The 21,687-nt window shown below is 65.9% G+C and carries 22 protein-coding genes; 11 read left to right on the forward strand and 11 right to left on the reverse strand.

Features of this window, described 5'->3' with window-relative positions; translation table 11 throughout:
* Nucleotides 1-17: 17 nt before the first annotated feature.
* Nucleotides 18-830 carry a MerR family transcriptional regulator gene (locus tag FIV02_RS17735; protein WP_037049265.1) on the reverse strand — a complete coding sequence of 271 codons (813 nt, stop codon included), beginning with the start codon at nucleotides 828-830 and terminating at the stop codon, nucleotides 18-20.
* A 293-nt stretch (nucleotides 831-1,123) separates the two neighbouring features.
* On the opposite strand from FIV02_RS17735, the gene FIV02_RS17740 reads away from it, so the two are divergent.
* Nucleotides 1,124-2,041: an alpha/beta fold hydrolase gene (locus FIV02_RS17740; RefSeq protein WP_152489370.1), complete on the forward strand. Its 918-nt coding sequence runs from the start codon at nucleotides 1,124-1,126 to the stop codon at nucleotides 2,039-2,041.
* Nucleotides 2,038-2,928 carry a metal-dependent hydrolase gene (locus FIV02_RS17745; RefSeq protein ID WP_152489371.1) on the forward strand — a complete coding sequence of 297 codons (891 nt, stop codon included), beginning with the start codon at nucleotides 2,038-2,040 and terminating at the stop codon, nucleotides 2,926-2,928. Before FIV02_RS17740 ends, FIV02_RS17745 begins: the two co-directional genes overlap by 4 nt.
* A 57-nt stretch (nucleotides 2,929-2,985) precedes the next feature.
* On the opposite strand, the gene rmuC is transcribed toward FIV02_RS17745, so the two are convergent.
* Nucleotides 2,986-4,347: a DNA recombination protein RmuC gene (gene rmuC, locus FIV02_RS17750; protein ID WP_167494366.1), complete on the reverse strand. Its 1,362-nt coding sequence runs from the start codon at nucleotides 4,345-4,347 to the stop codon at nucleotides 2,986-2,988.
* Between the two features lie 180 nt (nucleotides 4,348-4,527).
* On the reverse strand, nucleotides 4,528-4,779 hold the full coding sequence (locus FIV02_RS17755; RefSeq protein WP_037049286.1) for a hypothetical protein: 252 nt from the start codon (nucleotides 4,777-4,779) through the stop codon (nucleotides 4,528-4,530).
* Here FIV02_RS17755 and FIV02_RS17760 point away from each other — a divergent pair.
* Nucleotides 4,778-5,074, forward strand: coding sequence for a hypothetical protein (locus FIV02_RS17760; protein ID WP_152489372.1), 297 nt, complete (start codon nucleotides 4,778-4,780; stop codon nucleotides 5,072-5,074). The genes FIV02_RS17755 and FIV02_RS17760 overlap by 2 nt on opposite strands.
* A 143-nt stretch (nucleotides 5,075-5,217) precedes the next feature.
* On the opposite strand, the gene FIV02_RS17765 is transcribed toward FIV02_RS17760, so the two are convergent.
* Both FIV02_RS17765 and FIV02_RS17770 read right to left on the reverse strand, forming a co-directional pair.
* On the reverse strand, nucleotides 5,218-5,970 hold the full coding sequence (locus FIV02_RS17765; protein WP_152489373.1) for an RES family NAD+ phosphorylase: 753 nt from the start codon (nucleotides 5,968-5,970) through the stop codon (nucleotides 5,218-5,220).
* A gap of 73 nt (nucleotides 5,971-6,043) precedes the next feature.
* The gene (locus FIV02_RS17770; protein ID WP_037049292.1) at nucleotides 6,044-6,415 is read right to left on the reverse strand and encodes an XRE family transcriptional regulator; all 372 of its coding nucleotides are present in this window, start codon (nucleotides 6,413-6,415) and stop codon (nucleotides 6,044-6,046) included.
* A gap of 134 nt (nucleotides 6,416-6,549) precedes the next feature.
* On the opposite strand from FIV02_RS17770, the gene FIV02_RS17775 reads away from it, so the two are divergent.
* The 3 genes from FIV02_RS17775 to FIV02_RS17785 all read left to right on the forward strand — a co-directional run bounded on the left by FIV02_RS17775 (nucleotide 6,550) and on the right by FIV02_RS17785 (nucleotide 9,738).
* Complete coding sequence (locus tag FIV02_RS17775; protein WP_152489374.1) at nucleotides 6,550-9,111, forward strand: YdbH domain-containing protein; 2,562 nt, start codon at nucleotides 6,550-6,552, stop codon at nucleotides 9,109-9,111.
* A 4-nt stretch (nucleotides 9,112-9,115) separates the two neighbouring features.
* Entirely contained in the window at nucleotides 9,116-9,307 is a 192-nt protein-coding gene (locus FIV02_RS17780; protein ID WP_037049298.1) for a YnbE family lipoprotein, read from the forward strand.
* Nucleotides 9,308-9,399: 92 nt separating this feature from the next.
* A complete protein-coding gene (locus FIV02_RS17785; RefSeq protein ID WP_037049301.1) occupies nucleotides 9,400-9,738 on the forward strand; it encodes a YdbL family protein in 339 nt (112 codons plus the stop codon).
* A gap of 71 nt (nucleotides 9,739-9,809) precedes the next feature.
* Here FIV02_RS17785 and grxD read toward each other — a convergent pair whose 3' ends face one another.
* From grxD to FIV02_RS17800, 3 genes are all read right to left on the reverse strand, one after another.
* Entirely contained in the window at nucleotides 9,810-10,136 is a 327-nt protein-coding gene (gene grxD / locus FIV02_RS17790; RefSeq protein ID WP_037049304.1) for a Grx4 family monothiol glutaredoxin, read from the reverse strand.
* Nucleotides 10,137-10,287: 151 nt separating this feature from the next.
* Nucleotides 10,288-12,393 carry a molybdopterin oxidoreductase family protein gene (locus FIV02_RS17795; RefSeq protein WP_152489375.1) on the reverse strand — a complete coding sequence of 702 codons (2,106 nt, stop codon included), beginning with the start codon at nucleotides 12,391-12,393 and terminating at the stop codon, nucleotides 10,288-10,290.
* A 143-nt stretch (nucleotides 12,394-12,536) separates the two neighbouring features.
* A complete protein-coding gene (locus tag FIV02_RS17800; RefSeq protein ID WP_047588458.1) occupies nucleotides 12,537-12,968 on the reverse strand; it encodes a hypothetical protein in 432 nt (143 codons plus the stop codon).
* 336 nt (nucleotides 12,969-13,304) lie between these two features.
* On the opposite strand from FIV02_RS17800, the gene argF reads away from it, so the two are divergent.
* Entirely contained in the window at nucleotides 13,305-14,225 is a 921-nt protein-coding gene (gene argF / locus FIV02_RS17805) for an ornithine carbamoyltransferase (protein ID WP_152489376.1), read from the forward strand.
* Entirely contained in the window at nucleotides 14,222-15,328 is a 1,107-nt protein-coding gene (locus FIV02_RS17810; RefSeq protein ID WP_037049312.1) for an ABC transporter ATP-binding protein, read from the forward strand. Before argF ends, FIV02_RS17810 begins: the two co-directional genes overlap by 4 nt.
* A gap of 1 nt (nucleotide 15,329) precedes the next feature.
* Here FIV02_RS17810 and FIV02_RS17815 read toward each other — a convergent pair whose 3' ends face one another.
* The 3 genes from FIV02_RS17815 to ybaK all read right to left on the reverse strand — a co-directional run bounded on the left by FIV02_RS17815 (nucleotide 15,330) and on the right by ybaK (nucleotide 18,329).
* On the reverse strand, nucleotides 15,330-16,136 hold the full coding sequence (locus FIV02_RS17815; RefSeq protein WP_152489377.1) for a PhzF family phenazine biosynthesis protein: 807 nt from the start codon (nucleotides 16,134-16,136) through the stop codon (nucleotides 15,330-15,332).
* 169 nt (nucleotides 16,137-16,305) lie between these two features.
* Nucleotides 16,306-17,793: a glycerol kinase GlpK gene (gene glpK / locus FIV02_RS17820; protein ID WP_152489378.1), complete on the reverse strand. Its 1,488-nt coding sequence runs from the start codon at nucleotides 17,791-17,793 to the stop codon at nucleotides 16,306-16,308.
* Between the two features lie 65 nt (nucleotides 17,794-17,858).
* Nucleotides 17,859-18,329: a Cys-tRNA(Pro) deacylase gene (ybaK, locus tag FIV02_RS17825; RefSeq protein ID WP_152489379.1), complete on the reverse strand. Its 471-nt coding sequence runs from the start codon at nucleotides 18,327-18,329 to the stop codon at nucleotides 17,859-17,861.
* Nucleotides 18,330-18,428: 99 nt separating this feature from the next.
* Here ybaK and FIV02_RS17830 point away from each other — a divergent pair, with 99 nt between their 5' ends.
* The 3 genes from FIV02_RS17830 (at nucleotide 18,429) to bfr (ending at nucleotide 21,621) form a co-directional block, all read left to right on the forward strand.
* Complete coding sequence (locus FIV02_RS17830; RefSeq protein ID WP_037049320.1) at nucleotides 18,429-19,187, forward strand: DeoR family transcriptional regulator; 759 nt, start codon at nucleotides 18,429-18,431, stop codon at nucleotides 19,185-19,187.
* Nucleotides 19,188-19,351: 164 nt separating this feature from the next.
* Complete coding sequence (gene glpD, locus FIV02_RS17835) at nucleotides 19,352-20,881, forward strand: glycerol-3-phosphate dehydrogenase (RefSeq protein WP_152489380.1); 1,530 nt, start codon at nucleotides 19,352-19,354, stop codon at nucleotides 20,879-20,881.
* 269 nt (nucleotides 20,882-21,150) lie between these two features.
* On the forward strand, nucleotides 21,151-21,621 hold the full coding sequence (gene bfr, locus FIV02_RS17840; protein ID WP_037049325.1) for a bacterioferritin: 471 nt from the start codon (nucleotides 21,151-21,153) through the stop codon (nucleotides 21,619-21,621).
* Nucleotides 21,622-21,687 lie beyond the last annotated feature (66 nt).

Consider the following 21,687-nt stretch of genomic DNA (forward strand, 5'->3'; position numbering starts at 1 on the left):
GGGCGGGCGGCGGACGACTAGCTGCGCTGCAGGAAGCCCTGCAGCAGCTGATGCACGCGCTCGCTGAGTTCGCGGTTGGCGGCCACCGGCAGACCACGCGCCAGCTCGGCCTCGACCACCTGCTCGACGAGCGGACGCAGCTGCAGCAGCTGGGCGCTGAGGCCCTCGAGCTGGTCGGCATGCGGCAGCGAGGTCTGCAACAGCGGGTTGACCAGATGACCGGCGATCATCTGCACGATGCCGGTGGAGACCTGCTCGACATGCCGCCGGATCGACTCCAGCTCATCGAGCAGCGCCGGCAGGGGAATGCCGGCGCGATACAGCTGCACCCCGGCCGAGAACAATCGCGGGCTCGGCACGCTGAGGTGATCGCCGGCGAACTGCAGCAGGCCCATGGCCTGCGCCCGCTCGATCAGCGCGTCATCCAGGTCGTCAGCGAAGATCGCCTGCAACTCGGCGAACTCCAGCCGCCCCGGCTGCTCCGGTTCCCCTGGGCCACGGATGGCCTGCTCGAGCCCCAGCACGTGGGCCAGATCGCGCCCCTGGGACCAGGCGTCGAACAGCTCGCGAATGCTGGCGATGCTGTAGCCGCGCTCCAGCAACTGGCCGATCAGGCGCAGCCGCGCCAGGTGCTCGCCACTGTAGATGCCGACACGCCCACGCCGCTCCGGCGGCGACAGCAGCCCGCGATCCTGATAGGCGCGCACGTTGCGCACGGTGGTCTGCGCGGCCTGGGCCAGCTCGTCGACCGTGTATTCGGCGACGACCGCCGCCGACGCAGGCGCGGCGCTGCCGAGCAGGCGCTGAAAGAACAGGGAAACCTCAGTCATGCGCCGATCATAGTCTGGCGCCGAGGCCGTCGCCAACCGTTGCCGGCGCCCCAACCAAGGGCTGGACTTGCTCACCATTGCCCCGGCCGAAAACCGCCGTTGCTGGCGCTGTCCCCCGTTGCAGAGCGCTTCGACACACGCCGGTAACGCCGTAACGCTTGCGCTCGAACGCTGGCGCAACGACTAGGCAAAGGCCACCTGGCGCTCAACAATGACAGTTACATCAAACAATGTAATTGTCATTGCCCGGAGCCTGCCATGTTCCCGCTCACCCTGCTCGTCGGTCCTAGCCGATGAACGCGCCCCTGCAACGCCACGACCTGCCGCCGCAGCAACTGGACGTTCACAGCGACGGCCTGCGCCTGCGCAGTTACATCTGGGACAAGGCCGATGCCCCGACCCTGCTGCTGGTGCATGGCTATCCGGACAACCACGAGGTCTGGCTGCCGCTGATCCACGAGCTGGCCAACGACTACCGCATCGTCGCCTACGACGTGCGTGGCTGCGGCGCGTCGCAGGTGCCGCGACGCGTGCAGGACTACCGCCTGCCACAGCTGGCGCGCGACCTCGAAGCGGTCATCCACGCCACCAGCGCAGGTCGCCGGGTGCACCTGGTCGCCCACGACTGGGGCTCGATCCAGAGCTGGGAAGCGGTGACCGAACCGCGCATCCAGCCGCTGCTGACGTCCTACACCAGCCTCTCCGGACCGTGCCTCGACCATGTCGGCCACTGGCTGCGCGAACGCCTGAGCCTGCGCCGCCCCAGGGCACTGCTGCAGGCGCTGGGTCAGCTGCTCAGCTCCTGGTACATCGCCTTCTTCCACACCCCGCTGCTGCCGGAGCTGTGCTGGCGCCTGGGTCTGGATCGCGCCTGGCCCTGGTTGCTGAGCCGCCTGGAGGGCGTCAGCGAGCTGCCCCCCAGCAGCACGCAACGCGCCGACGGCATGCGCGGCGTGCAGCTGTATCGCGCCAACTTCATCCGCAGCCTGCTGCATCCGCGTACGCGCAGTACCCGGGTGCCCCTGCAGCTGATCGTGGCGCTGAACGACCGCTTCGTGCGCCCGCAGCTGTTCGACGACCTGCAGCACTGGGCGCCGTTGCTGACGCGCCGCGAAGTGCGCGCCGGCCACTGGCAGCTGCTGGCCAAACCGGCCAGGCTAGCCGGCTGGCTGCGCGATTACGTCAACGAACTGGAACGAGCGCAACCATGAGCCCAGGCAAGCAACCTGCCCTGCAACAGCGCAAGGTGCGCTTCGATTTCAGCGACACGCCCCTGCACTGGGTGCCGAACGAGCCGGAGGCCTCGCACATCATGAACGGCCTGCACCTGTTGCTGCCGGCCGGCGAGTTCTGGTTCTGCAAGGTGTACAACAAGGCGCTGCCGCAGGTCAGCGACCCCGGGCTGCGCGAGGACGTGCGCGGGTTCGTGCTGCAGGAGGCGCAGCACGCCCGTGCCCACGGCAGCGCGCTGACCCCTTACCTGCGCCGCCACGGCATCGATCCGCGCCCCTTCACACGCAAGGTCGACTGGCTGTTCGACAAGCTGCTGTGCGACTACCCCCTGGGAGAAAACCGCCTGAGCCGGCGCCTGCAAACCTGGTGGTTGCGCCAGCGCGTCGGCCTGATCGCGGCGGTGGAACACTTCACCTGCGTGCTGGGAGACTGGGTGGTCAACAGCCGTGGGCTCGATCATGCCGACCCGGTGATGCTCGACCTGCTGCGCTGGCACGGCGCCGAGGAAGTGGAGCACCGCTGCGTCGCCCACGACCTGCACGTCCACCTGGGCGGCAGCCTGGCGATGCGCTGGCTGTTCATGCTGATCGCCTCTCCGGCGCTGCTCTACCTGTTCAGCGATGCGATGAAGGTGATGATGCGCCAGGACCCGGCCACGCGTTATCGCCCGGGGTTCCTGCGCATGTGGCACGACCTGGGCAAGCGCGGCCTGCTGCCGAGCACCGCCAGCGTCGGACGTTCCGTGCTGCGCTACTTCGATCCGCGCTTTCACCCGCGCATCGAGGGCGACCTGCAGGCCGCGCTGGACTATCTGGCCAGCTCGCCGGCGGCCCTGCGCGCAGCTGCGGAGAAAGACGCCGCGTGAACGCCTGGGCAGTGCGAGTGCAACGGTGCGGCGGCCTGGATCAGCGCCGAACGCCGCTCACTCGCCCAGCTCATCCAGCGCCGGCAGATCGGCGGAACGCTCGAGCAGTTCGCCCGGCAGGCTCTTGCTGGCGCGTGCGCCCAGCAGCTTGAGGTTCTCCACCCGGCCAACCAGGTTGCCACGCCCTTCGACCAGCTTGTTGCGGGCGCTGGCGTAGGCCTTGTCCAACTGCTGGAGGCGACTGCCCATCTCGTCCAGATCGGCGACGAAGGCCACGAACTTGTCGTACAGCTGGCCGGCGCGCTCGGCGATCTCGCGGGCGTTCTGGCCCTGGCGCTCCTGGCGCCAGAGGCTGTCGATGACCCGCAGGGTGGCCAGCAGGGTGGTCGGGCTGACGATCACCACCTGTTGCTCGAACGCCTCCTGAAACAGGTCCGGCTCGGCCTGCAAGGCAGCCGCGAAGGCCGCCTCGATCGGCACGAAGAGCAGGACGAAGTCCAGGCTGTGCAGGCCTTCGAGACGCTGGTAGTCCTTGCCGGAAAGGCCCTTCAGGTGACTGCGCAAAGAGACGAGATGCTGCTTGAGCGCCTGCTGGCGTACCGCCTCGTCAGCGGCTGCGACATAGTGCTGGTAGGCGCTGAGGCTGACCTTGGCATCGACCACCACCTGCCTGTCGCCCGGCAGGCGAATCAGCACATCGGGCTGGAAACGCTCGCCACCGGCGCCCTTGAGGCTGACCTGGGTCTGGTACTCGCGGCCCTTCTCCAGGCCGGCATGCTCCAGCACACGTTCGAGCACCAGCTCGCCCCAGTTGCCCTGGGTCTTCTGCCCTTTCAGCGCTCGCGTCAGGTTGGTCGCCTCGTCGCCCAGGCGCTGGTTGAGCTGCTGCAGGCGCTCCAGCTCCTTGCCCAGGGAGAAGCGCTCGCGCGCCTCCTGCTGATAGCTCTCGTCGACACGCTTCTCGAACGCCTGGATGCGCTCCTTGAGCGGATCGAGCAACTGCCCGAGGCGTTGCTGGCTAGTCTCGGCAAAGCGCTGCTCACGCTCGTCGAAGATCGCCGTGGCCAGCTCGGCGAACTGCGCGCGCAGCTCGTTGCGTGCGCCCTGCAGGTCATCGAGCCGCTGCTGCTGGTTGTCGCGATTCTCCTGCAGCTCGGCGGCCAGCGCCGCGCACTCGGCGGTCAGCCGGCGCAGTTCGGCTTCGTTGCGCTCACGTTGCTGGTTCCAGGATTGTGCGGCCTCGCGCGAGATCTGCCGCTCCTGCTGCAGCAACTCGTTCTCGCGACGCAGGCCAGCCAGTTCGGTCTGCTGGTCGACCTTGATCTCACTGACCTCGGCCAGCTCGGCCCGGCAGGCATCGAGCTGCGCGAGCACACCGGCCTGGCCGAGTTGTGCGTGTTCCAGGCGCTCCTGCAACAGCGCCTGTTCACTCTGTTCGCGGGCCAGCCGGCGTTGCAGTGACCAGATGCCGGCCAGGAGCGGCACCAGCGCCGCGACGGCACCGATGGCAAGAGAGAGGGGATCGATTGGCATAGACGCTCCATGTTTGACCGCCGAGCAGTATACCCAGCGGACGATTCACACGGGGCCAGTACGCGGTCAGCGCGACAGACGCTGCAGTTCCTGCTGGGCACCGCGATCACCCGCGCGGGCGGCCTGGCGCAGCAGCTCGTAGCCGATGCGGCGGTCACGGGTGTTGCCGCAGTCACGGCAGAGCAGCTGACCCAGGCGACTCTGCGCCTGCACGCAGCCTTTGCGAGCAGGCTGCTTGAGCAGGTTGCCGGCGATGCGCTTGACGCTGGGCGTCTTGCCCAGACGCGGATTGTCGAGCAGCCACAGCGCGACGCGCATGGGCAGACGAGAAGAGCTTGGACGGGCTGCGGAGGATGACGACGGTAAAGCGCGAGGCATAAGAAAAACGGGGGTAACTGCCGGGGCGCGCCACTCTACTCCTTTTTTTGCCAAGGTAAAGTCCCGCCAGGCGATTGTTTCGGGCGACTCTGCCAGCCCCGCCACACAATCCACAGAACCTGTGGATAACTCCGTGCACAACTTGGGAGAAAGCGCCGTCAGGCCCGATGCCATGGGCGCTCCGGTCAAACTGACGATTTTTTCACCAATGAAAAAAATGCATATTTTTCATTGACTTAAAAATCAACTACGAAAAATCAAACGTTTAGCGGCGGTTCTGACAGTGAGATGACAGGCTGCCTCAGCATTGTGCACAACTCCGTGCGACATATCCGCGCAGCGCTCTGTTTCGGGGCATCGCCAGCGCTGCGGCAGCATTCATGCGGGGTGTGGCAACTGCCCTTGCACCAGAAACTGCTCCCAGCGAAACAGTCGCGGCTGTCCGGGAACCTGAGCGGGCTTGAACGCCACGTAATCACCCGTGGTTTCGCACAACCAGGCCGTGAGGTTGCGTGGCCGTTTCTCGGCGAACGCCTGCGGCACATAGAGCGCGACATTGCTGCCACCTGCGGGGCAACGCGCCGAGCGGTACTCGAACGCCTGGATATCCGCCGCGCGCATCGCCGCGCCCAGCCGCTGGGCGACGCTGTAGTCGCTGGGATGTGCGAGCTGCGCGGCATGCGCATCGAAGGGCGGCAACTGCAACTGGATACCGCGCTCGACGCGATAACGCGCCTCGAAGGTCGAGTGCTCGGAGAGGATGCGCCCACTGGGCGGCGGGCTGAGCATGCCGTTCCACAACACGAAACGGTAGTACGCCGCCTCGGCCATCGCCGTCTGCAGGTGCTGCGCGGCGTAGAACAGACTCGGCTCGTGCACCGTGCCGAAGCGCGAGCCCCAGCGCAGCGGCGGATAACGGAACGGCGTCTTGAGCAGATAGTGCAGCGGCTCGGCAGCCTCGGGCAGCGGCGGCTTGCTGTTCTCCAACAGGTCTTCGAGCAGCGCCTGCTCCGCCAGGTTGTCCACCAGTTGCGAGGTGGCCACCTGCGCCTGGCTTTCCACCATGCGCAGCAGCTTGCCGCGTAGCGGGCGAACCTGCCGTTCGCCCGCGCATTGTTGCCAGATGTCCATGGCGATCACTCCCGAGAGTAGAGCCTGTACTCGACGCGGCACGGCCGGCGCGCAGCAGGCTGCGAGTGGCGGCTCAGACCTTGCCGCGAATGGCGTCCAGGTACTCGACGACACGCACCAGGCCCTGTACCTGCCCCATCTGCTGCAGTGGCACGCCAGCCAGGTGACGGTTCTCGGTACGCAGGAAGTGCCGCATGTCCTGCAGGTTGCCGCCAAACAGGGCGAACAACGCACGGTAGGCGCGGATCAGCAACAACGCCAGCTCACCGGTCTTGCTCTGCGGACGCAAGCCGCCCTGCTCCCCCCAGCGACTGATGGCGCTGCGGTGCACACCGACGATATCGGCCAGCTCCTGCTGGGTCAGGCCCAGCTGCTCACGGGTATTGAGCAACGCCTTGGCCAGCACCGCATCGGCATCAGGCTGGCTGCGAATCAATGCACTCATCACATCCTCCCTTCAGCTTGTTTTCAACAAAACATATGTGAAAAGCCATGAACACACCATAGCACGGAAAGCGGCTTGGCACCCAGGGGAGCATCGGGTAACGTCGGCGACAGTGCATCGAGCAAGGAGAACTCATGAGCCGCCGGCGTTTCTGGGCGAGCACCTGCGCAGCGATACTGGCGCTGCTGTCGCTACTGGCCTGCTACGCCGGCTACCGCGTGCAGCAACTGCTCGCGGAGCAGCACGTCGAGCTCGACTGGCAGCGCCTGAGCCTGTCCTGGCGCGGGGTACGCTTCAGCGACGTCAGCCTGACCCGGCGCCAGGACAGCGAACTCCAGCTGCTGGCCGATCAGGTGCAGCTCGACTGGCTGGCCAGCGAGGCGCCGCGCTACCGCCTGCTGGTGCAGGGGCTGCAGGCCGACTGGCAGGCGCCACAGGCGCAGCAGGACAGCCCGGACACTGACGACCCCGCCCGCCCGCTGCGCGACCTGCTCGACGCCCTGCCCTGGCTACCGCGCCAGATCAGCGTGCGCGAGATGACGGCGCAGCTGCCCTGCGCAAGCGGTCGCTGCACCCTGAACGGGCATCTCACCCTGCAACGGCTGGACGATGCGCTACAGGTGCAACTGCAACTGCTGCGGGCAGGCCACAGCGCCACGCTGCTGGCACAGTTGCAGGGGCTGGGCAGCGCGCCGGACAGCAGCCGCCAACTGCAGATGAGCATGCGCCTGGACGATCAGCCGCAACTGGATCTGCGCAGCGACCTCAGGCCCCAGGCCGATGCCGCCATGCGCTGGAGCGGCGACCTGGAGGTCGCGCCCCTGCCCGACCTGGCCTGGGTCAGCACCTGGCTGAGCGAGTGGCTGCCAGCCGCCAGCCCGCAGCTGCCGAGCACGCCACAGCAGGCCGGCGTCAGCGCGCAATGGCAACTGCAGTTGCCTGACGAGGCCCGGCAGCTCGACGCACTGCTGACAGCCCCCGGCTGGCTGCGGATCGATGCGCGCCTGCCGCAGCCCTGGCCGCTCCCCGGCGTGGGCCTGATCAGCGGTACGCTGGCGCTCGACCTGCGCAATACCGGCGGCCGCTGGCAGGCGTATCAGGCGCACGGCGAGCTGCAGCTGGACAGCCGCGACGCGGCCTGGCTGCAGAACGTCCCGGCCGGCCTGCGCCCCGAGCAGCTACAGCTGGGGATAGCGCCCATGAACAGCGCCACGGACGATGAACTGGCGCTGCGTCTGACGCTCGCCGCCCAGGGGCCCCTCGAACTGCAGGCCGACGCCACGCTCGGCCTGCGCCAGGCCGCAGAGGACTGGGCGCTCGACGTCGGCCAGCTGCAGCTCGATGCGCGCAGCAAGCGCCTGACGCTGACCGGCAGCCGCCTCGATGACCTGCACCTGCAGCTGAACCTGAGCGGCCATGCCACGGCGCAGCAATGGCAGTTCACCCTCGGCAGGAACACGGGGCTGGCTATCCAGCGCCTGCGCGTGGACGAACTCGACCTGCAGCACGTCCAGGCCACGCTCGACGGCATCGACCTGAGTGGCACGCCAGGCTCCACACGCCTGTCCGGGCCGCTGGCACTGCGCGCACGACGCCTGCAATACCCGCCACTGCAGGCGCAGGGTTGGCAGTGGCAAGGCCGCCTCGACGCCAGCGAGGCGAGCCAGGCGCTCGACGGTGCGCTGCTGGCGGACTCGGGCCTGAGCATGGCGCTGAACCTGCGCAACCTGGCCGATGAACTGAGCCTCGCGGCCAAACTCGATGAACTCTTCCTGCGCGCCGGCAATCCGCTGGCCCAGACCCTGGCCAACTGGCCGGGCCTGCTGACGCTCGACAACGGTCGTATCCAGGGCGACGCCACACTGCGCCTGGCCAAGGGCAAGCCGCTGGCGCTGCTGGCCAATCTGAACGGCCGCAACCTGGCCGGCATCTATGACCGCAGCACGTTCGGCGGCGTCGATGCACAGGTGCAGCTGCGCGTGAACGGCGACCGCCTGAGGCTGGAGCTGGCCAACCTCAGCGCCAAACAGATCGACCCTGGCATCCCTCTCGGCCCGCTGCACCTGCAAGCCAGCTACCAGGCCAGCCTCCGCCAGCCGCTGGCCGGCACCCTGGAACATCGCCGCGCCGAACTGGGCATTCTTGGCGGCAGCCTGAGCCTGGCGCCGGCGAGCTGGGCGCTGGACAAGCCAAGCCAGCTGCTGCCGCTGCGCCTCGAAGGCCTGGACCTGCAGGCGCTGTTTCGCGTGTACCCGGCGGAGGGCCTGGAGGGCAACGGCCTGATCGACGGCAGCCTGCCGTTGCGCATTGGCCAGGGCATCAGCGTGGAGCAAGGCAGGATCGAGGCGCGCGCGCCGGGCGGGCAGCTACGCTTTCACTCGCCGCGCATCCGCGCCATGGGGCAGGCCAACCCGGGCATGAAGCTGGTCACCGACGCGCTGGAAGACTTCCACTACGATCTGCTCGACGGTAGCGTCGACTACACGACCTCCGGCACACTGCAGCTGGGTCTGCGTCTGCACGGGCAGAACCCGGCCATCGAGCAGGGCCGGCCGATCAATTTCAACATCAACCTGCAGGAAGACGTTCCCAGCCTGCTGGCCAGCTTGCAGCTGACCGACAAGGTCAACGACATCATCCAGCAACGAATTCAGCGATGGATGCGCCAGCGTGTCCCTCAAGAGCCCAAGGAGTAGCGCCATGCCCCTATACCGCCTCCTCGCAGTCCTGAGCCTGGGGCTGTTGTGCCAGGCCTGCACGCCGACGGTGCAGCTGGCCATGCCCAACGAGCCGATCAACATCAACCTGAACGTCAAGGTCGAGCACGAAATCTATATCAAGGTGGACAAGGCACTGGACAACGTCTTCAACGAAGACAGCGGCCTGTTCTGAGGCTGTCCACGCGTACCCGAGACACCGGGATAGCCGCCCGAGCGGAAATGACGGAAACCCGATAGCGCAGCGTTTCCTCAAGGAGAAACATGATGATCCGATACCTTTCGACCCTGCTGCTGGCGTTGACCCTGAGCCTGCCGGCCTATGCCCTGACCCTGAACCAGGCGATGAGCGCCCTGGGTGACGCCAAGGCCAGCGGCCAGCTGGGCGAGCAACCCAACGGCTACCTGGGCGTGGTCCAACCCGGCGGCCAGGCCGACGAGATCGCCCGCCTGATCAACCAGGCGCGCCGCGCCGAATACCAGAAGGTGGCGCAGGACAACGGCATCAGCCTGAGCGACGTGGAAGCGATCGCCGGCAAGAAGGCCATCGATCGCACGCCCGCAGGCCAGTTCATCCAGCTTGGCGGACAGTGGGTGAAGAAGTAGAGGCGCCTGCCGCACGCCGAAAAGCAAAGAACCCGCCGAGGCGGGTTCTTTTTTGTCTGCCGGAGCAGCGATCAGGCGTCGGCTTTGCCCACGGCATCCTTGATCAGGGTCTGCAGCTCGCCCTTCTCGAACATCTCGGTGAGGATGTCGCTGCCGCCGACCAGCTCGCCACCGACCCACAGCTGCGGGAAAGTCGGCCAGTTGGCGTACTTCGGCAGGTTCGCGCGGATTTCCGGATTCTGCAGGATGTCGACGTAGGCGAACTTCTCGCCGCAGCCCATCACGACCTGGGCAGCACGGGCGGAGAAGCCACACTGCGGGGCGTTGGGCGAGCCTTTCATGTACAGCAGAACGGTGTTGTTGGCGATCTGCTCTTTGATGGTTTCGATGATATCCATGGGGCACCTCAGCATAGACTTCGCGACCCGACGGTCGCCACGGTGGCGCGATTGTAGCGAAAAGCCGAGCACAATGCTCGGCCTTGCCATCACCGCCTGGCCAGCAGGCCATTCGGCGGCGCATTCGGTACGACCCCGCGTCGCATCCGCGCTACGCGGCCACCACCTCCACCGGCACACCATTGAGCACGGCATTGCCTGACAGCGCATCGAGCTGGCGCTCGTCGGTCAGGTCGTTGGCACTGGCCCCGGGCTGGGCACGGGCAATGTCCATCTGCACACCGGGGCGAGCATGCCCCCAGCCGTGCGGCAGGCTGACCACGCCGGCCATGACCTCGTCGCTGGCCGCCACCTCCACTTCGATGCTGCCGACGCGCGAGCGTACCTGCACCCGCTGACCGTCGGCCAGGCCACGACTGGCCAGGTCCTGCGGGTTCATCAGCAGCTGGTGACGCGGCTTGCCCTTCACCAGGCGGTGGTAGTTGTGCATCCAGGAATTGTTGCTGCGCACATGGCGCCGGCCGATCAGCAGCAACTGGTCCGCCGGTTGCGCCTGCTCGGCGAAGCGCGTCAGATCCGCCAGCAGTTGCGCAGGTGCGGCCTGCACTGTCTTGTCCGGGGTCTTCAGGCGCGCCGCCAGGTTCGGCTGCAGCGGCCCCAGGTCGATACCGTGCGGCTGGTCGCGCAGCGCCGCCAGGCTGAGCTTGCGCTCGCTGCGATCGCCGTAGGGGCCGAAGCGCAGGCCCATGTCGATCATCTGCTCCGGCGCCATGCTCGGCTTCAGCTCCAGGCCGTTGCGCGCCGCGAACGCCTTGGCCAGGCCAACGAAGATTTCCCAGTCGTGCAGCGCGCCTTCCGGCTTGGCCAGGATCGCCTCGTTGAAGCGCGTGACGTTGCGCACGGCGAAGACGTTGAAGGTGGTGTCGTAGTGATCGTGCTCCAGCGGCGCCGTGGGCGGCAGGATGAGGTCAGCGTAACGGGTGGTCTCGTTGATGTAGAAATCCACCGCGAGCATGAAGTCCAGGCCTTCCAGCGCCTGCTCCAGCTGCCGGCCATTGGGCGTGGACAACACCGGGTTGCCGGCCACGGTCACCAGCGCACGCACCTGGCCTTCGCCCGGAGTAAGCATCTCCTCCGCCAGGGCCGAGACCGGCAGCTCGCCGCCGTACTCCGGCAGCCCGGACACCCGACTCTGCCAGCGGTCGAAATGGCCGCCCGAGGTGCTCGCCACCAGGTCCACCGCAGGCGTGGTGCAGAGCACGCCACCGCTGCGATCGAGATTGCCGGTAACCAGATTGATCAGCTGCACCAGCCACTGACACAGGGTGCCGAATGCCTGGGTGGACACGCCCATGCGGCCGTAGCACACCGCCGTGTCGGCTGCGGCGAAGTCCCGCGCCAGCTGGCGAATGGTCGGCGCCGGCACACCGCAGCGGGCGCTCATGCGCTCGGCATCGAAACCGGCAATGGCGGCACGCACCGGCTCCAGCCCCTCGACCGCCAGGTGGCTGGTGCGGGTCAGGCCCTCCTCGAACAGGGTGTTGAGCAGTGCCAGCAGCAGCGCCGCGTCACTGCCCGGACGCACGAACAGGTGCTGGTCGGCAATCGCCGCGGTTTCACTGCGCCGTGGGTCGACTACCACCAGCCTGCCGCCACGCGCCTGGATGGCCTTGAGGCGCTTCTCCACATCCGGCACGGTCATGATGCTGCCGTTGGACGCCAGCGGGTTGCCGCCGAGAATCAGCATGAAGTCGGTGTGATCGATATCGGGAATCGGGATCAGCAGACCATGGCCGTACATCAGGTGGCTGGTCAGGTGATGCGGCAACTGGTCCACCGAGGTGGCGGAGAAGCGGTTGCGGGTCTTCAGCAGACCGAGGAAGTAATTGCTGTGCGTCATCAACCCGTAGTTGTGCACGCTGGGATTGCCCTGGTACACGGCCACGGCATTCTGCCCGTGGGCAGCCTGGATCGCGCTCAGGCGTTCGGCCACCAGCTCGAACGCTTCGTCCCAGGCAATGGCCTGCCACTGCTCGCCGATACGGCGCATGGGCTGACGAATGCGGTCGGGGTCGTTCTGGATGTCCTGCAGCGCCACGGCCTTGGGGCAGATATGGCCACGGCTGAAGCTGTCCTGGGCGTCGCCCTTGATCGAGCGAATCTGCGTGCTGCCGTCGGGCTGGGTTTCGGTTTCGATGGCGAGACCACAGATGGCTTCGCACAGGTGGCATGCACGGTAATGGAGGGACTTGGTCATGGCCTGGCCTCTTGTTCTGATCCGAGACGACCGGTCAGGTCGCAGGAGGGAACTATGGGCCGGGAGGGAGGACGACGCCAGCAGCGTTCGTCTCATGAATCGGCAGGCATCAAGCCTGCCGATTCAGGCGCGTACCGATCCGATTAACGGATGGAGGTAACGGTGCCTTTCTTGCCGGTAACGCTGACGTTAACGGTCTTGAATACGAAGTAATCCTGAACGTTCACTTCGTAACGCGGGGCGACGATCACGTCAGCACCCGAGGCCTTGACTGCTTTGTAAGCAGCTGCGGACTTGGCGGAAGCGACCGGGTCCAGGCCCAGTGCGAAACCACCTTCGCCACCACCGTAGGTCACGCCGTCGGCGAACTGAGTGTCACCACCCAGCTTCAGAACACCGAACAGGATGTTCACCGAAGATTGACCCGAGATGGACTCGCCGACCTTGACGTCTGCCTTCAGGTTAGTCTCGACACCACCACCCAGTGGCAGAGTCGGTTGGCTAACGTTCTGGCTGGCACAGCCAGTCAGCAGGGCGAGAGCGGAGAAGGCTGCGGCGTAGGCTACGTGTTTCATGCAAAACTCCTTTGCACAATTTTCCATGGGTACCCCAATTACGGGGGCAATGCATTGCCTTGGAAAGGCGGCGGCATCCTAGGTCCCCGATCTAGAGCGGCGCAAGCGCCGATGTCAGTTTTGTGACATCTCGCACGTAGCTTTGGGAAAAGGCTTACAAAACATGAATTTGTCAGTTATCCGGGCGCAATTTGCGCCTGCTCGTCATTTCCTTATAAGATCGCGCCTTCCCCCTGTTTCGTCGCACCCTGCGGCCTCCTGCCGCAAGCACTGCTGTTTTTGCCGGAATCAGTACCGGCAGCGGGCTTGCGAACTGTAGTGAAAAGGTAGTTAACGATGAGCGTCAGACACTTTATCTCGATGATGGATTACACACCGGACGAACTGGTGGGGCTGGTCCGCCGAGGCATCGAGCTGAAGGACCTGCGCAATCGCGGCGTACTCTTCGAGCCGCTGAAGAATCGCGTACTGGGCATGATCTTCGAGAAGGCCTCGACCCGTACCCGCCTCTCGTTCGAAGCCGGCATGATCCAGCTCGGCGGCCAGGCCATCTTCCTCTCCCCGCGCGACACCCAGCTGGGCCGTGGCGAGCCGATCGGCGATGCCGCCATCGTCATGTCGAGCATGCTCGACGCGGTGATGATCCGCACCTTCGCCCACAGCAACCTGATCGAATTCGCCGCCAAGTCGAAGGTGCCGGTGATCAACGGCCTGTCCGATGACCTGCACCCCTGCCAGCTGCTCGCCGACATGCAGACCTACCTCGAGCATCGCGGCAGCATCGCCGGCAAGACGGTGGCCTGGATCGGCGACGGCAACAACATGTGCAACTCCTATATCGAGGCGGCGATCCAGTTCGACTTCCAGTTGCGGGTCGCCTGCCCGCAGGGCTACGAACCGGAGGCCCGCTTCCTCGCCCTGGCCGGCGACCGCGTGCAGGTCGTGCGTGACCCGCATGAAGCCGTGGCCGGCGCTCACCTGGTCAGCACCGACGTGTGGGCCTCGATGGGCCAGGAAGACGAGGCCGAGCAGCGCATGGCGCTGTTCCGCCCCTTCCAGGTCACCCCTGCCCTGCTCGACGGCGCGGCCGACAACGTGCTGTTCATGCACTGCCTGCCGGCGCACCGCGGCGAGGAAATCAGCATCGACATGCTCGACGACAAGCGTTCGGTCGCCTGGGACCAGGCCGAGAACCGCCTGCATGCGCAGAAGGCGCTGCTGGAAATGCTGGTCGAACCGGCCTATCACCACGCATGAGCCAGCCTCTGCTGCAGCTGCGCGGGCTGAACTGCGGCTACCACGCCCACAAGGTGGTGCAGGACCTCGACCTGCATCTCAATGCCGGTGACATCGGCTGCCTGCTAGGCCCCTCCGGCTGCGGCAAGACCACCACCCTGCGCGCCATCGCCGGATTCGAACCGGTGCTCGAAGGTGAGATCGAGCTGGCCGGCACCGTGATCTCGCGCGCCGGCTTTACCCTGGCACCGGAAAAACGCCGCATCGGCATGGTGTTCCAGGACTACGCCTTGTTCCCGCACCTGAGCGTCGCGGAGAACATCGCCTTCGGCATCCGCAAGCAACCCGACGCCGAGCGCGTGACGCACGAGCTGCTGGAACTGGTCAAGCTCGGCCACCTGGCCAGGCGCTACCCGCACGAGCTGTCCGGCGGCCAGCAGCAACGCGTCGCACTGGCCCGCGCCCTGGCGCCGGAGCCGCAGCTGCTGCTACTCGACGAACCCTTCTCCAACCTCGACGGTGAACTGCGCCGGCGCCTCAGCCATGAGGTCCGCGAGATTCTCAAGGCCCGTGGTACCAGCGCGATTCTGGTGACCCACGATCAGGAGGAAGCCTTCGCCGTCAGCGACCACGTCGGCGTGTTCAAGGATGGCCGCCTGGAACAGTGGGATACGCCCTTCAACCTCTACCACGAGCCGCTGACCCCCTTCGTGGCCAGCTTCATCGGTCAGGGTTACTTCATCCGTGGCCAGTTGCTCAGCCCCGAGGCGGTGCAGACCGAACTGGGCCTGATCCGTGGCAATCGTGCCTATACCTGGGCCAAGGGCAGCGCGGTGGATGTGCTGCTGCGTCCCGACGACATCGTGCCGGACGAGGGCAGCGAGCTGAAGGCGCGCATCGTCGGCAAGACCTTCCTCGGCGCCGCCACCCTGTATCGCCTGCAACTGCCGACCGGCAGCCAGCTGGAGTCGATATTCCCCAGCCACGCCGATCACCAGCAGGGCGACGAGGTGGGTATCCGCATCGCCGCCGACCACCTGGTGGCCTTCCCCGCTCTGGGCAGTGTCGCGGCGCAGTTGCAGCTGAGCGACTCGCCGGGCGTGCGCCGGGTCAGCAGCGACTGAGTCAGAGCAGCAGCTGACCGCTGGCGATGTGCCGGGCGTGGCCGGCGATCTTCACCCGCTCGCCGTCCAGGCGACAGAGCAGCTCTCCGCCCCGCGCCGAACACTGGAAGGCGTTCAGCGTCGTGCGCCCCAGGCGTTCGACCCAGTAGGGCATGAGGATGCAGTGCGTCGAACCGGTCACCGGGTCCTCGTCGATACCGATGCTCGGCGCGAAGTAGCGCGAGACGAAATCATGCTGCTGCCCACCGGCGGTGACCAGCACGCCAAGCCCCGGCAGCGTGGCCAGGGCCCGCAGATCCGGCTGCAACGCACGCACATCGGCCTCCGAGGCCAGCACCACCATCAGCTCCTGCACACTGCCGTCGGCGTTGAACAAGGCCAGCACCTGCTCCACCTCGAGCCCCAGGGCCCGCGCAGCCTCGTCGCGCAGCACCGGCATGACGGACTCGGCACGACGCACCGGGAAATCCAGCTCCAGGCGCCCGCCCCGCCTCGCCACCTGCAGGTCGCCGGACAGGCAGGTGAAGTGCAACACCTCGGCGGGTTCCTGGTAGATATCGAACAGCACCTTGGCGGCGGCCAGCGTGGCGTGGCCACAAAGCGGCACCTCGCTGGCAGGCGTGAACCAGCGGATGTGCCAGGCACTCCCCTGCCTCACCATGAAGGCGGTTTCCGCCAGGTTGTGCTCGGCGGCGATGCGCTGCATCAGGCCGTCGTCGAGCCAGGCATCGAGGCGATAGACCATGGCCGGATTGCCGGCGAAGGGTTGGTCGGTAAAGGCGTCGACCTGATGAAACGCGAGGGGCATGAGGATCTTCCTGACCGTACGGGAGCGGCCAGCATGCCTGCATGCCACGCTGCGCAACAGGTACAGTTGGCGTTTTCCAGATGCTCATTCCCTGCCGGCAGGAGCGGCTTCAGCCGCGAAGCCTGAGTGAGTTGCGGCTGAAGCCGCCCCTACCAATCTGGCTCGACGTTCAGCCCTCGCTGCGCACCCGCTTCACCGCATCCAGCCAGCCGGCATAGAGGCGTGCACGCTGCTCCTCGCTCATGCGCGGCTCGAAGCGCTGCTGACGGTGCCAGTGACTGGCGATGGCCTGCAGGTCGCTGTAGATACCCAGTTTCAGGCCGGCCAGGTAGGCCACCCCCAGCGCCGTGGTCTCGGTCACTTCGGGACGCTCGACGCTGACCCCGAGGATGTCGGCAAGGAACTGCATGACCCAGTTGTTCTCCACCATGCCCCCGTCGACGCGCAGCGCACTGGGCGCCGCAGCACCGTCCTGGCGCATGGCTTCGAGCAGGTCGCAGGTTTGATAGCACACCGACTGCAGGCCGGCGGTGACGATCTCCTTGATCCCGGTATCGCGGGTCAGGCCGAAGATGGCACCACGCGCCTTCGGGTCCCAGTAAGGCGCGCCCAGGCCGGTGAACGCCGGCACCAGATAGACGCCGCAGGCATCGCCGGTGGCCTCGGCGAGAGCCTCGCTGTCGCGCGCATGGCTGATCAGCTTGATGCCATCGCGCAGCCACTGCACGGCGGCCCCCGCGACGAAGATGCTGCCCTCCACCGCGTAGGTCACCTTGCCATCGAGGCGGTAGCCCACCGTGGTGAGCAGGCGATTCTTCGAGCTGACCGGCTGCTCGCCGGTGTTCTGGATCATGAAGCAGCCGGTGCCATAGGTGCTCTTGACCATACCGGGCTCGAAGCAGGCCTGGCCGATCAACGCCGCCTGCTGGTCGCCGGCCATGCCCAGTACCGGAATGCTGGCACCGAGCAGCTGGCTGTCGGTGTGGCCAAAGTCAGCGGCGCAGTCGAGCACTTCCGGCAGCAGGCTGGCGGGGATATCGAACAGCGCGAGCAGTTCCTCGTCCCAGCACTGCTGGTGAATGTTGAACATCAGCGTGCGCGAGGCGTTGCTGGCGTCGGTACGGTGCACCTTGCCGCCAGTCAGGTGCCACAGCAGGTAGCTGTCGACGGTGCCGAAGCGCAGTTCGCCGCGCTGTGCCCGCTCACGGGCGCCGGGCACGTTGTGCAGAATCCAGCGCAACTTGGTGGCCGAGAAATACGGATCGATCAACAGGCCGGTCTTGGCCGCGACCATCGCCTCATGCCCCTCGCCCTTGAGCCCCGCACAGTAGTCGGCGGTGCGCCGGTCCTGCCAGACGATGGCCGGATGGATCGGCTTGCCGGTCTCGGCCTCCCACACCAGGGTGGTCTCGCGCTGGTTGGTGATGCCGATGGCGGCGATCTCCGCACTGTCCAGACCACTTTCGGCGATGGCCTTGCGGCAGACGTCGAGGGTGGACGACCAGATTTCCTCGCCGTCATGCTCGACCCAGCCGTCCTGCGGAAAGTACTGCCTGAACTCCTGCTGGGCACGCGCAACCGGCAACCCCTCGGCACGGAAGATGATGGCGCGAGAGCTGGTGGTACCCTGGTCGATGGCTAGCAGGTACTGGGGCATGCAAGATTCCTTGTTGTTATCGTGAATGGTGTCGCTGTTGACCACAGCGGGGGCGTCCGGCGCGCTCAAGCCTTGCCGATGACCGCGAACTGCCCTTGCGTGTGCTGTGCCAGGGTATCAGCCGATAGCTCCAGCTCCAGCCCGCGCCGACCGGCGCTGACGTGAACGGTGGCGTGCTGCCGGGCCGACTCGTCGATGAAGGTGCGCAGGCGCTTCTTCTGTCCCAGCGGGCTGATCCCGCCCACCAGGTAGCCCGTGGCGCGCTGCGCGGCAGCCGGGTCGGCCATGTCGGCCTTCTTCGCCCCCGCCGCAGCGGCCAGCGCCTTGAGATCCAGGCTGCCAGCCACTGGCACCACGGCGACCAGCAACTCACCCTTCTCGGTGGCGGCGAGCAGCGTCTTGAACACCCGCGCCGGGGCCAGGCCAAGCTTCTCTGCCGCCTCCAGGCCGTAGGACGGCGCCTTGGGATCATGCTGATAGCTGTGCACCTGGTGCTCGGCCTTGGCTTTTTTCAACAGGTCGATTGCTGGAGTCATGTTCGAATGTGAAAACGCAATGTGAAGATGCCCTACATTAACAGGCCCAAAACCCCCATAGCTACAGCCTATAATGAGTGACCCTCAAAGGAAGCGCTCATGAATCTCGCTCCCCGCCAGCACGACATCCTCAACCTCGCCCGCGAACGCGGCTACGTCAGCATCGACGAACTGGCCCAGGCGTTCGCCGTCACCCCGCAGACCATTCGCCGCGATATCAACCAGCTGGCCGAGCATGGCCTGTTGCGTCGCACGCATGGCGGCGCGGCCTGCGAGTCCTCGAGCATCCAGAACACCGCCTACGGCATGCGCGCCGGGCAGATGCGCGACGAGAAGCAACGCATCGCCGAAGCCGTGGCAGCGCAGATCCCGGACCACGCCTCGCTGTTCATCAACATCGGCACCACCACCGAAGCCATCGCCCGTGAACTGCAGAACCACAAGGGCCTGAAGATCATCACCAACAACCTGCATGTCGCCACCCTGCTCAGCGCCAAGGCCGACTTCGAGGTGCTGGTGACCGGCGGCACGGTACGCAGCGACGGCGGCATCGTCGGCCAGGCGGCGGTGGATTTCATCCAGCAGTTCAAGGTCGACTACGCCATCGTCGGCATCAGCGGCATCGACGACGACGGCAGCCTGCTCGACTTCGACTACCAGGAAGTCCGCGTCTCCCAGGCCATCATCGACAACGCGCGGCAGGTCCTGCTCGCCGTCGACTCCAGCAAGTTCGGGCGTAACGCCGTGGTGCGCCTGGGCTCGATCGCCCTGGTCGACCGCGTCTTCACCGACAGCGCGCCCTCGGCCGCCATCACCCGCCTGCTGCACAGCCACAAGGTCCAGCTCGACCTGGTCTGATGGCCACGCCCCGGCGTTGACCTGCCCGCCCGGCCACCTGGTGGATCCTGCATGACCACTCGGCGCGTGATCGCGCGCCGGGGTAGCGGAACTGCACATCTTCGTCTAGCATATTTTCGAAAGTGAACATTCACACATTCGAATCCAGTAGCCGAGCGTGCCAGATGCCCCACGACCAGTTCGCCAGCCCCGTAGCGGAAGTCTATGACCTCGCCATCGTTGGCGGTGGTATCAATGGTGTAGGCATCGCCGCCGATGCCGCCGGTCGAGGCCTGTCCGTGTTCCTTTGCGAAAAGGACGACCTGGCCAGCCACACCTCCTCGGCCAGCAGCAAGCTCATCCACGGCGGCCTGCGCTACCTGGAGCACTACGAATTTCGCCTGGTGCGCGAAGCCCTGGCCGAGCGCGAAGTGCTGCTGGCCAAGGCCCCGCACATCGTCAAACCGATGCGCTTCGTCCTGCCGCATCGCCCGCACCTGCGCCCGGCCTGGATGATCCGTGCCGGCCTGTTCCTCTATGACCACCTGGGCAAGCGCGAGCGCCTGCCGGCGTCGCGTGGCCTGCGCTTCGGCGCCGGCAGCCCGCTCAAACAGGAAATCACCCGCGGTTTCGAATACTCCGACTGCTGGGTGGACGATGCCCGCCTGGTGGTGCTCAACGCCATGGCTGCACGGGAGAACGGCGCGCACGTTCATCCGCGCACCCGCTGCGTCAGCGCCCGGCGCAGCAAGGGACTGTGGCACATCCACCTGGAACGGGCCGATGGCAGCCTGTTCTCGATTCGCGCCCGTGGCCTGGTCAACGCCGCCGGCCCCTGGGTCGCGCGCTTCATCCGCGAGGACCTCAAGCAGCAGTCGCCCTATGGCATCCGCCTGATCCAGGGCAGCCATATCGTCGTGCCAAGGCTCTATGACGGCGAGCAGGCCTATATCCTGCAGAACGAAGACCGCCGCATCGTCTTCGCCATCCCCTACCTGGAGCGTTTCACCCTGATCGGCACCACCGACCGCGAATACCAGGGCGACCCCGCCCAGGTCGCGATCAGCGCCGAGGAAACCGATTACCTGCTCAAGGTGGTCAACGATCACTTCAAGCAGCCGCTGAGCCGCAGCGACGTGCTGCACAGCTTCGCGGGCGTGCGCCCGCTGTGCGATGACGAATCCGACGAGCCGTCGGCGATCACCCGCGACTACACCCTGTCGTTGTCCGGCGCGCCAGGCGAGGCGCCGCTGCTCTCGGTGTTCGGCGGCAAGCTGACCACCTATCGCAAACTGGCGGAATCCGCCATGCAGCAACTGGCCCCCTTCTTCGCCAACCTCGGCAGCGCCTGGACCGCGAACGCGCCACTGCCCGGTGGTGAAGACATGGACAACCTCGAGGCCCTGGTCGACGCGCTATGCGCCCGCTATGGCTGGCTCCCCACCAGCCTGGCGCGACGCTGGGCCTGCAGCTACGGCAGCCGCACCTGGCGCCTGCTCGACGGCGTGCACAACCTGACCGATCTCGGTGACCACCTCGGCGCCGGGCTCTACACCCGCGAAGTGGATTACCTGCGCCGCGAAGAGTGGGCACGCAGCAGTGCCGACATTCTCTGGCGCCGCAGCAAGCTCGGCCTGTTCATGACCCCGGCGCAACAGACCCGCCTGCAGGAGTACCTGCACAGCCACGACCCGCATTCGGCCAACGCCGCCTGAGATTCTGCGTGCCTCATGCCCCGCTCCGCGGGGCTTTTTATTGGGCGAGAAAAAATATCTTCCGCTCGTTACCCGGTGTACTAACAACGCGACAACTTGGCGCAACTTTTTTATTGCGTTAATTCAATAACTTGGCGCCATGATGCGGAATGAAAACATTCGTATTCAGTTTTATTTTTACTTATGTTTCAAGAACTTAGGTTTGACAGACATGGAAACGCGGCAGAAAATTCGAGGCTGTCACGGTCATTGAAACAGCAGGAGCGAACATGAAAGGCGACAAGAAGGTCATTCAACACCTGAACAAGATTCTCGGTAACGAACTGGTCGCCATCAACCAGTACTTCCTGCATGCCCGCATGTATGAGGATTGGGGCTTGAAGAAGCTCGGCGAGCACGAGTATCACGAGTCCATCGACGAGATGAAGCACGCCGACAAGCTGATCAAGCGCATCCTGTTCCTCGAGGGCATTCCCAACCTGCAGGACCTGGGTAAGATCCTGATCGGCGAGAACACCAAGGAAATGCTCGAATGCGACCTGAAGATCGAGCACAAGGCGCACGGTGACCTCAAGGCCGCCATCGCCTACTGCGAGAGCATCGGCGACTACGCCAGCCGTGAACTGCTGGAAGAGATTCTCTGCTCCGAGGAAGATCACATCGACTGGCTGGAAACCCAGCTCAGCCTGATCGACGCAGTCGGTCTGCAGAACTACCTGCAATCGCAGATGGACGAATAAGCCTCATCGGCAAGACAGAAACGGGAGCCAAGGCTCCCGTTTTTTGTGGCCGCTCGCCCGTGATAG

This window comes from Pseudomonas sp. THAF187a, from assembly GCF_009363395.1.
GTDB classification, from domain to species: domain Bacteria; phylum Pseudomonadota; class Gammaproteobacteria; order Pseudomonadales; family Pseudomonadaceae; genus Aquipseudomonas; species Aquipseudomonas khazarica.